Genomic DNA, 8,941 nt, shown 5'->3' on the forward strand with positions numbered 1-8,941 from the left:
GATTTGGAATGGTCCAATGACATCTTGAACGAATCCATGCAGTTCAAATTCAAATGGGTATATCTCTAATCGCTCCATGATTTCACCCTCTTATTTATTCTGCTATATTTATTTCAAAATCAATAAGCGGTTTCGCCTAACGTCTTATTTACGAACTTCGTAAATAACTCCATATGAGAATATTCGCGAAATTATTGAGCTATCCTGCCCGTTAGCGTAGTGAAGCATTGTCAATCTAATACTTAATTTTCCGAGTTTAACACTTTATTTTTCAGTCTAACACTTTATTTTCCTTTGACACTGGGCACTTAATAAGATCAGCGGAATAGTATATCCCAACTAGACCCAATCAAAGGATAAGTGAGGAATGCCTTATGGAACATTGGATTAGAGTAGAACCGAATGTGAATGTATATGTCAATGATATCAATCCGCTGGGCAGAAAAACGATTCTGTTCATCCATGGCTGGCCTGCAAACCATAAAATGTTCGAATATCAATACAATTCTCTGGTGCCCCTGGGGTATCGTTGTATCGGGATAGACATGCGCGGATTCGGCAATTCGGATAAACCGCTGGACGGATACAACTACAACCGGTTAGCGGATGATATCCGGTGTGTGATCGGAGCTTTGGGACTCCGCGATATTACATTAGCCGGGCACTCCACCGGAGGAGCAGTAACGATCCGATATATGGCCCGGCATAACGGATATGGTGTTTCCAAGCTTGCGCTGTTTGCGTCGGCAGCCCCCAGTCTAATTCAGCGGCCAGGTTTCCCCTATGGCACCACCAAAGAAGCGATTGAGCAGATCATTCAGGCAACTTACCAGGATCGGCCCAAGATGCTCCGTAACTTCGGAGAACAATTTTTCTACCAAAAGGTTTCTGAGCCGTTCTCGGATTGGTTTTTCCAATTAGGGTTGCAAGCGGCAAGCTGGTCCACGATAGCCGTCTCCAGAGCCTGGCTCGCTGAAGAATTATTTGTTGATCTTCCAAAAGTGCACGTACCCACATTGATTCTTCATGGCATTCATGATCAAGTATGTCTGTACCCGCTGGCTGTGGCGCAGCATCAAGGGATACGAAATTCGGTGCTTGTGCCCTTTGAGAACAGCGGCCACGGACTTTTTTATGACGAACGTGAGAGATTCAACCGGGAGCTATCCAGATTTGCCTAGCAGATTACAGCTGGACTGTCGGACTGATCACAATCTCCTTTACTCAGGTATCCTCAGCGAAACACTACTTTATTATACTTCCACGTCTTCCCGTAATTATGGCTAGTCAAATAGACCGTACCCACTACATTACCTGCTCCATCCTTACTGAGTTGTATAGGGAACTGTCCTGTTGCCCCATCGAATACCGGAGAGAGCGGCGTCAAGCTATAGTCTGCAAAACCATCGGGCAGCTTGATATGAAGCTTAGTCCAGCTCTTCCCTCCGTCCTGCGTCCAGCATATGGCCGGTTGGAAGTCCGTTTCATATCTGAACCCCAAAAACCCGATCTTGTCATTGGCAAAGCCTGCTCCGGTTAATACTCTTGCGTATACTGTATTGGCATTCCCCTTCACTTCACTCCAAGACTTCCCGCCATCTTTTGTCTTGTAGATATAATGATTTTCACTGCCCATCCCGTTGAATCTGCTGAGCACTATCCAGCCTTCATTTTTGGAAATGAATCCGATGTTTTTGGTCGTGCCGATGAGCTCTTTTGTCACTGGGTACGTATTCCATGTTTTCCCCTGATTATTGGAGATAAGCACCTGAACCGGAGTTCCTCTAGAGCCTCCATAAGTAATAGCTGTTTTGTCTATGGAGATAAAAAAACCCGTTTCATGTTCGGACATTCCCGAGTCTTCTCGATAGCCCGGGATCAGGGTCAATGGGGCTTTGACCTTCGATTTGCCGTTGCTGTACGAAATGATCACATGACCATCCTTGTCGAGCGAATACGAATGACCGGCATTATAGGCAATGACCTGCTCCCCTGCCGAATCGCGTGTATATACCGTCCCCGGTTTGAGCGCTACACTGCTGCCCTCGCTGATTCCGGAGACAAACATTGCCGATAACGATATCAATAGCAACGCTCCAAACCAAGGGATTTTCCTCAACCAGAATCCTCTCCGCATCACCAATCCTCCTCCTATATTCCTGTATATTTCTTACAATAAACGATTGTCCTGCTATAAAAGTGGCATAAAGTTATCATTCTCAATACTATTTTGTAAAGCATTCCTGTTCGCCTAAAGAATCCAATCGGTATGCACAGTACTGCAGTATTTTGCTTTTGGCGGAAACTCCTATTAGTCTAGTAGTCAAGGTACAGAGACATCTCCGGCAGAGAGGACTATATGAATGGACAAAAAAATGCTTGATGCCCTAAAGAAACTCTACCATCATACGAATTCCGAATATGACGTAGAACGTGGTGTTAGCTTGTATCGAACGGAGACCATGGAGCCTGCTGAGCGCAAGCAGTTGGAGCAGTACGGGTGGGAGGCCAATGACACGCATGAAATTACACATCATGATATCAACCGGATGCTGATTGCTCTCCAATCGGACGGGCGTGCCAGCTGGTCCCGAATCGCAGGAGCTTTTATTGCGGGGGTTGGCGGAAGTTTCCCCAGGGGCGTTTCTTCTCTCATGAGTTATCAGCGGATGATCCATATGCAAGAGCATGATTATGAACAAGCCGAACGCTTTGTGTGCTGCAAGTTCTGCGGGTTCCATAGTAATCAATGGGAGAACCTGTCCCGGATCAGGTACGCTATTCATTTAGGTAGCACCTACGGCAGCACCACTGGGGCATATACGGATCTTACCGAATTATATAAATTATTGGAGCGTGGGTATGGGTTCCCGAAGAGCGAAGATATTCAACTTTTCACACAGCTCCTAAATATGCTTGAAGCAGCGGCAGATGAAGAAACACCCGGCCAATTTGAGAAACGTCTGACTTCGTCCAAGCTGCTCAAAGGAACCGCAGGCACACGCAGGGGCATTCTGCAATCGCTAGCCATGTTAGGTGTACTCCCGAACGCCATCCTACCGCTAGCCCCAGGTTATTGGACGAATATTGAAGAGATCCTGAACGGGGAGCATGAATTAAACAATACCAAAGGCCGCTCCGATATGGAGATGCCCTGGGCTGGCTGGCAAGGTAAGCTTGGCGTGAACAGAGATATTCTGGTTCAGCCGTTTGGAGAGTATATTTAGATGCAATTCGCATCTTTTGATTCCTTAAGACAGATTTGATTTCCGTTAACCTTGTCCGGGCTTATGTATTCCGTTTATAATCACCGAGACTGGCGGGGATATGTCCTGCTCCAAGTATTATACTGAAGATAAGCAGATAGCCGGAGTGCAGAATCACTGAAGCAGACAGAAAATAGAGGACTGGACTTAACGCCAAAGGCACAGGAACACCCATGAGCGGTGTGAACAGCAATCTGTACACTCTTCCGTTCATGAAGTATCTTCTCCATCCAAAATAGTACATACCCAGTGAGAGCAGCATCACTACTAGAGCCAGGACCTCATAACCATTCTGCACATGAAGGGAATAGAAAAGTGGAACGGTGATCACACCCATTCGCCCAATGAATTCTGATCCAGTCAAAAGAAGATTCCTGGCCGTCTCGCCAGGCATGTTCTGAGGCTGAAATTTGAAAAACAGCAAATTAGGCAGCAATATCATCAGCGGTATTATTAGGCTTACAGGATGAAACATGATGATCCCCCTAACCAAGATTCAAGCATTCCACCTTGAAATCCTTATAGTAATCAATCCACAGGAATGTTAAAGAATTCACCGTTCTCCCAAACCAGTTCCCCTTCCTTAACTAGAGTCATATTCTCAATATCTGTCTTGGAAGGGTATGTACGTAATACATCTAAACTGGTTTTGCTCGTACCCATGTCTTTAATACGGTAAACTCCAATCTGCTTATCTTCAGTTTTCAGGATCAGATCATACTGGCGGAAATCCGTTTGTGCCGGTTTGCTTGAAATGATATGCTCGGTGGAATTCTGCAGGTCCAGCCACGCAATAACCGAGCGGTGAAGACCTGAGCCAAAAGAATATGCATAGACTATATCCACTGTACCATCTTTATTCACATCATATGGGACAGCGCTTGTTACCCCAAATCCGCCGAACCCCATACCGATCTGCACAGCACTCCCATCAGACACGGCAAAGGTATCCCAGCTCGAAGTCGATTCTATATTTTTAAAAAGCTGATGCCCTGTTTGTTCCCAAATGTCAGAGGGGGTGATGTCGATCAGGTGTGACGCCATTTCACTGAAAGCTGATAAGTTCTTATTGGCCAGAATCAATGCACCCGCTTGCTCAGAAGTTAACTTATGGGGGAGCTCTTCCGATACTTTGCTAGACGGTTCACCTGAATCACAAGAGGTTGCAATACAAGAAACTACCAAACACAATGCCATAATCTGCACTTCTATGGGCAATCTCATTCTCATGCTGGTATCACCTCCAATACATTGATTTTCCTTATTATAACATATCATCTTCATTAATCGTTGGTGCTAATAACTCGTGAAGAAGGTTCACAAGCACTACAACGGGATTACAAATATTTATTGATTATACGTTTCATCTATATGATTTCCATGTATATTTGAAGTTTCAACAAGCTTGTACGTACCTTCTATTTTTTCATATGTATAATTTACATTAAGCTCATCTTTGAATCTTACGGTAGCCTGATAATCATCAGATTTAAAACTATAGACTCCCTGAACTTTTTGAATTTCATCAACAGAGTATGACCGTTCATTGATAAGATATTCTCTTACTTCATTTGCAATTCCACTTTTTTTCTGCGGTAATCCTGTCAATAAAAAATAGCTGCCGACTAAAATCACAGCAAGCAGTATTGTTAGAACAATAAAGAGTCCTCTTTTTCTATTCAAGTCTTCACCTCCGTTTAAAATCACATAATATTATGAAAACCTTTAATTTCTTTACCCTGTAGCGTGTATGGTTATTAATTCCAATATTAACTAGCTCTTCAGATAGATTCAACCCAACTATAATCAAAATAAACAACCGGACCTAAAAGGTAGGGGCATTTGTACTCCAGAAAAGGTCCCCCGGATCATATCCGAGAGTAAAAAACGCCACGGCAGGCACCAAAATAATCTCAAAAAAAGCACCTCAGAAAATCGAGATGCTCTAATCTGGTTGTTACATGTTAAATATATCAAGCGAAATATCTTCTAGTACCTATGGTTCTATTCCCTACTTCGTTTCCAGCTCTTCTGCAGCTTGCGGATAAATACGATCTGGCCGATATGATAGGCATTATGGGTAGTCACATTCCCGACGATTTCCCACCACTGGCTGCCGGGGAACTCCAGCACGTCTTCCGCCAGCTGTCTTTCGGTTAACAGTCTCTGCCAATCCAACAGCACCTCCAGCAACCTTGTTTGAAGCTGCTCGAATGAGGTACTCTGGGGAAGCTGAAATGTAAGATTGTTGCTCTCTACAGAGGGTACGGCATGAACACTGGCTTCAAGGTACCGAGTCTGCCAGGTCTGATTCCAATACAGCAAATGCTGAACCAATTCGGCAATGCTGTTGCTGTCTTCGTCCGCCTTCCACAGCGCCTCATCTTCGCTTAACCCCTGCACCGATTCTGTAAAGGTAACATACCAGCTAGGGTCATTTGCATTTGCGAGCAGCTGGTTGCTGAGCACTTCCTTAGCCTGAACCATTTCTATTACACCTGCCTTGTCGATGTTAGGATGTAATCATACCTTACCATATCAACCCGACAGGCGGGTCAATTGAACCGGTATCCAAATTTCACTTCTGTACGCCGGCGAGGCCGTATCCTTGCTCTCATTCCACAAAATCTCCGGCCCTTCTACCAGCTCGTGATTGGAAGAAGGGAACCATTCGGAGTAAACCCGGCCCCAAATATCCTGAAGGGTATCCGGGAACGGCCCAACCGCTTCAAATACTGCCCATGTGGAGGCGGGAACCTCAAGCTGCGCGTAATGCCCCGGACCTTCAAGCGAGGTAGCTACACCGATATAGTGGTCCAGTTCTCCTTTTTCCTCCATGCGCCCTTCAGAGAAATTCACCGATGCGCTGATCATCCCGGCCGGATCGATATTCGACAGCTCCTTGAGCTCGGTAATCATTTGCATATTCAGGCTCTGCCACATGGCAGCAATCTCCGGATTCACGCCGCCAAACTGAATCGGAACCCTCTTCTTCAGTCCAACAATGCGAAAAGCCTCTTTTTCCTCGATACGGTAATTCATTTCACTGCCTCCCCTAATCGTCAACTGAAAAGTCATCCGAGGAAAGGATTTCAGGGAGAACCCGCCCGCCCGTGCTTCCGATGGAGTCACTCCGTGAAAAAGCTGGAACGCCTTCGTGAACGCATCCGGTGAGCTGTAGCCATAATTCAGAGCTACATCGATGATCCGCAGCGGACTTTGCTGCAGTTCAAATGCGGCCAGCGTCAGGCGTCTAAAACGGATATACTCCGATAGCGATACTCCGGCAAGGAATGAGAACATCCGCTTGAAGTGATATTCGGAGCATAATGCCCGTCTGGCAGCCTCCTTGAGATCCACCTCTTCCTTGAGATGTGCTTCAATGTAAGCTAGAGCATCATTCATGTTCTCCAGCAGATTCATTTCACTTCCTCCTCCCCTCATTCCTAGAATAACAGCCCTTCAGGACCCGGTTCCGACAGTTGGTGCACCATATTGACGGGTCATTCCCTTTTGATTGCTGCAATAATATACTATAGTCATTAGACTTCAGGGTGTATATTCATGTGACTACTTGTATAGGAGGTCATTATGAACATCGTATCCTTCATTCTGTACTGTATTGTGGTCACCTTTACACCCGGACCTACCAATATTGTCATTCTATCATCCGTACAGCATTATGGTGCCAGAAAAGCTATGGAGTATGTGTGGGGAGCGACAATTGCCTTTGGTCTGCTGCTTGCTGCTTCCGCTCTGCTTAACCGTATGCTTACCGGAATTATTCCAAATATACTTGGCATCATGCAGATCGCAGGCAGTGTATATATGCTCTACCTTGCTTATCAGATCTATCGAATGGGGCGAGCGGACGCCACGCCGGTGCAGACAACCAGTTTTACCTCAGGCCTGCTGATGCAGTTTATCAATCCGAAAGTGCTGCTATTCACTCTAACTGTAATTCCCAGCTACGTGTTGCCCTATTATACTTCATCATCCGCTTCCTTTCTGTTTGTGCTGATGATTACAGTTATCGGATTTCTGGCGTTTGTGACCTGGGTCGTGTGCGGCGCTGTCTTCAGAAGATTGCTGCTGGAGCATCACCGGTTGATTAATACTCTAATGGCCTTGTTTATGTTATATTCTGCAGTAATGGTATCGGGAATTCTATAACTTGGAGGTGAGCCGCGTGGAGAAATTCAACTATGCCAAATCAGCAGGTATCCTGGCTTTGTCGGCAAGTTTTACCGATTTCACTTACAAAAAGCATTGCCACGAGGAATATGCCATCGGCGTAACCCTGCGCGGCATACAGCAATATAATCTGGAGGGAAGCTATCAGGCCTCCCATAGAAATGGCGTTATGCTGTTCAACCGGGAACAGTATCATGACGGCAGCTCTTATGACAGGGAAGGCATTGACTATGTGATGCTGTACATCAAGCCGGACTTGTTCTCGGAGATCCTCGGCGGCCAAGAATTGCGCTTCTCTTCTCCCATTGTCTACGATGCAGAGTTAGCGTCGTGCATATTAAGACTGAGTTATGCCATACAGTCGGGCAAAGATGAAGTGCTGTGCAGCGAGCTGTTAATGAAAATAGCCGGTCTCGTCTCAGAGACACATTTCGATACGGGGCAGAGAACGAATAACAAGCTTGTCGAGCAAGCAAAAGAAAAAATGTATTTCAGCATAGATCACGTATTGAAGCTGGACGATCTTTGCCAGGAGTTTGGAATGTCCAAATACCAGTTCATCCGGGCATTCAAGAGCCATACCGGCATCTCACCATATCAATTCTTCCTGAACTGCAAAGTAGAGCATGCCAAGCAAGCCATCGAGCGGACCAAGGATGTCTATACCGCCGTCACCGAATGCGGATTTACGGATCTGACCCATCTCAACAGGCATTTCAAAAGTATGTTCGGCATTACGGCCTATGAATATAGGTCACAACTGAATTGAGAGATTGACAGTCTTTTATTCCTATTGTAAAAAAGCCTGTAGATTCTGAACCCGGAATGGGTCAGCTCTACAGGCTTTTCAATATGATTTAATAATAGCTATGATTCAAAGTGTCAATTATTTAACGGCTGTTTCGCCAGTAACTTTACCTTCAAGAACAGCACTTGTTTTCAGATCATCGCTTTTAAAGTACAGGTTGCCGTCAATTGTTGCTGTTTTATCCAGAGTAAATCCTTTGGCTTCTACATAAACGTCACCTTTGATCGTTCCGCCCTGCACTTTGAAATTTTCACTTTGAACGGTAACCTTAGGAGCAGTCAGCGTGTAGCTGGCAGTGATCTTGTGGTCTGCATCCTGTGCGTACAGAGCCAGTTTGCGGTAGATAGCATTTTCTGCTTTGCCTTTATCATGGAATTCACCGGCAACAACCACATCGGTGTCAACAGTCAGGTCATTTAGAATCGCTACAATCCAGTTACCATCTGCACTAACGGCTTTGGTAAAGGCATCTGCCTGGTTAACGATGGATGCTGTGCTTTGTGCATCTGTAGTAGTTGCCGCGGCACTTGCAGCCGGTGATGCACTAGCCGCTTCATTTGCATTATTATTATTATTTCCACAACCCGACAACAACGCTGCCGCCACACCTGCAACCAACAATCCTTTTACTAGCTTCACAATAATTCCCCCTGTTTTTGGTATATTCATATTA

The 8,941-nt window shown here is 45.5% G+C and carries 11 protein-coding genes; 4 read left to right on the forward strand and 7 right to left on the reverse strand.

Annotated elements, in window-relative coordinates:
* Nucleotides 1-374: 374 nt before the first annotated feature.
* On the forward strand, nt 375-1,181 hold the full coding sequence (locus A3842_RS05150) for an alpha/beta fold hydrolase (protein WP_074100673.1): 807 nt from the start codon (nt 375-377) through the stop codon (nt 1,179-1,181).
* Nucleotides 1,182-1,234: 53 nt separating this feature from the next.
* On the opposite strand, the gene A3842_RS05155 is transcribed toward A3842_RS05150, so the two are convergent.
* Complete coding sequence (locus tag A3842_RS05155) at nt 1,235-2,137, reverse strand: WD40/YVTN/BNR-like repeat-containing protein (RefSeq protein WP_074100674.1); 903 nt, start codon at nt 2,135-2,137, stop codon at nt 1,235-1,237.
* A 226-nt stretch (nt 2,138-2,363) separates the two neighbouring features.
* On the opposite strand from A3842_RS05155, the gene A3842_RS05160 reads away from it, so the two are divergent.
* The gene (locus tag A3842_RS05160) at nt 2,364-3,227 is read left to right on the forward strand and encodes a hypothetical protein (RefSeq protein ID WP_074100675.1); all 864 of its coding nucleotides are present in this window, start codon (nt 2,364-2,366) and stop codon (nt 3,225-3,227) included.
* A gap of 61 nt (nt 3,228-3,288) precedes the next feature.
* Here A3842_RS05160 and A3842_RS05165 read toward each other — a convergent pair whose 3' ends face one another.
* From A3842_RS05165 to A3842_RS05185, 5 genes are all read right to left on the reverse strand, one after another.
* Nucleotides 3,289-3,741: a hypothetical protein gene (locus tag A3842_RS05165; protein WP_074100676.1), complete on the reverse strand. Its 453-nt coding sequence runs from the start codon at nt 3,739-3,741 to the stop codon at nt 3,289-3,291.
* 53 nt (nt 3,742-3,794) lie between these two features.
* On the reverse strand, nt 3,795-4,496 hold the full coding sequence (locus tag A3842_RS05170) for a hypothetical protein (RefSeq protein ID WP_074100677.1): 702 nt from the start codon (nt 4,494-4,496) through the stop codon (nt 3,795-3,797).
* A 117-nt stretch (nt 4,497-4,613) separates the two neighbouring features.
* Entirely contained in the window at nt 4,614-4,949 is a 336-nt protein-coding gene (locus A3842_RS05175; RefSeq protein ID WP_074100678.1) for a DUF3139 domain-containing protein, read from the reverse strand.
* Nucleotides 4,950-5,270: 321 nt separating this feature from the next.
* Nucleotides 5,271-5,753: a DinB family protein gene (locus A3842_RS05180; RefSeq protein WP_074100679.1), complete on the reverse strand. Its 483-nt coding sequence runs from the start codon at nt 5,751-5,753 to the stop codon at nt 5,271-5,273.
* Between the two features lie 51 nt (nt 5,754-5,804).
* The gene (locus A3842_RS05185; RefSeq protein ID WP_074100680.1) at nt 5,805-6,689 is read right to left on the reverse strand and encodes an AraC family transcriptional regulator; all 885 of its coding nucleotides are present in this window, start codon (nt 6,687-6,689) and stop codon (nt 5,805-5,807) included.
* A gap of 168 nt (nt 6,690-6,857) precedes the next feature.
* On the opposite strand from A3842_RS05185, the gene A3842_RS05190 reads away from it, so the two are divergent.
* Nucleotides 6,858-7,439 (forward strand): LysE family translocator, encoded by a 582-nt coding sequence (locus A3842_RS05190; RefSeq protein ID WP_074100681.1) that lies wholly within the window; start codon nt 6,858-6,860, stop codon nt 7,437-7,439.
* A gap of 16 nt (nt 7,440-7,455) precedes the next feature.
* Complete coding sequence (locus A3842_RS05195) at nt 7,456-8,229, forward strand: AraC family transcriptional regulator (protein WP_074100682.1); 774 nt, start codon at nt 7,456-7,458, stop codon at nt 8,227-8,229.
* Nucleotides 8,230-8,346: 117 nt separating this feature from the next.
* Here the strand turns inward: A3842_RS05195 and A3842_RS05200 are convergent.
* Nucleotides 8,347-8,941, reverse strand: a 595-nt coding sequence (locus A3842_RS05200) for a polymer-forming cytoskeletal protein (protein WP_256701519.1), incomplete at its 5' end; no start/stop codon positions are given.

This window comes from Paenibacillus sp. P3E (assembly GCF_001909045.1).
GTDB classification, from domain to species: domain Bacteria; phylum Bacillota; class Bacilli; order Paenibacillales; family Paenibacillaceae; genus Paenibacillus_AQ; species Paenibacillus_AQ helianthi.

Excerpts from the sequence above, each read along its gene's own strand:
- A3842_RS05150 (WP_074100673.1), top strand. The coding sequence starts at position 375 with ATGGAACATTGGATTAGAGTAGAACCGAATGTGAATGTATATGTCAAT.
- A3842_RS05155 (WP_074100674.1), bottom strand. The coding sequence starts at position 2,137 with ATGCGGAGAGGATTCTGGTTGAGGAAAATCCCTTGGTTTGGAGCGTTG.
- A3842_RS05160 (WP_074100675.1), top strand. The coding sequence starts at position 2,364 with ATGGACAAAAAAATGCTTGATGCCCTAAAGAAACTCTACCATCATACG.
- A3842_RS05165 (WP_074100676.1), bottom strand. The coding sequence starts at position 3,741 with ATGTTTCATCCTGTAAGCCTAATAATACCGCTGATGATATTGCTGCCT.
- A3842_RS05170 (WP_074100677.1), bottom strand. The coding sequence starts at position 4,496 with ATGAGAATGAGATTGCCCATAGAAGTGCAGATTATGGCATTGTGTTTG.
- A3842_RS05180 (WP_074100679.1), bottom strand. The coding sequence starts at position 5,753 with ATGGTTCAGGCTAAGGAAGTGCTCAGCAACCAGCTGCTCGCAAATGCA.
- A3842_RS05185 (WP_074100680.1), bottom strand. The coding sequence starts at position 6,689 with ATGAATCTGCTGGAGAACATGAATGATGCTCTAGCTTACATTGAAGCA.
- A3842_RS05190 (WP_074100681.1), top strand. The coding sequence starts at position 6,858 with ATGAACATCGTATCCTTCATTCTGTACTGTATTGTGGTCACCTTTACA.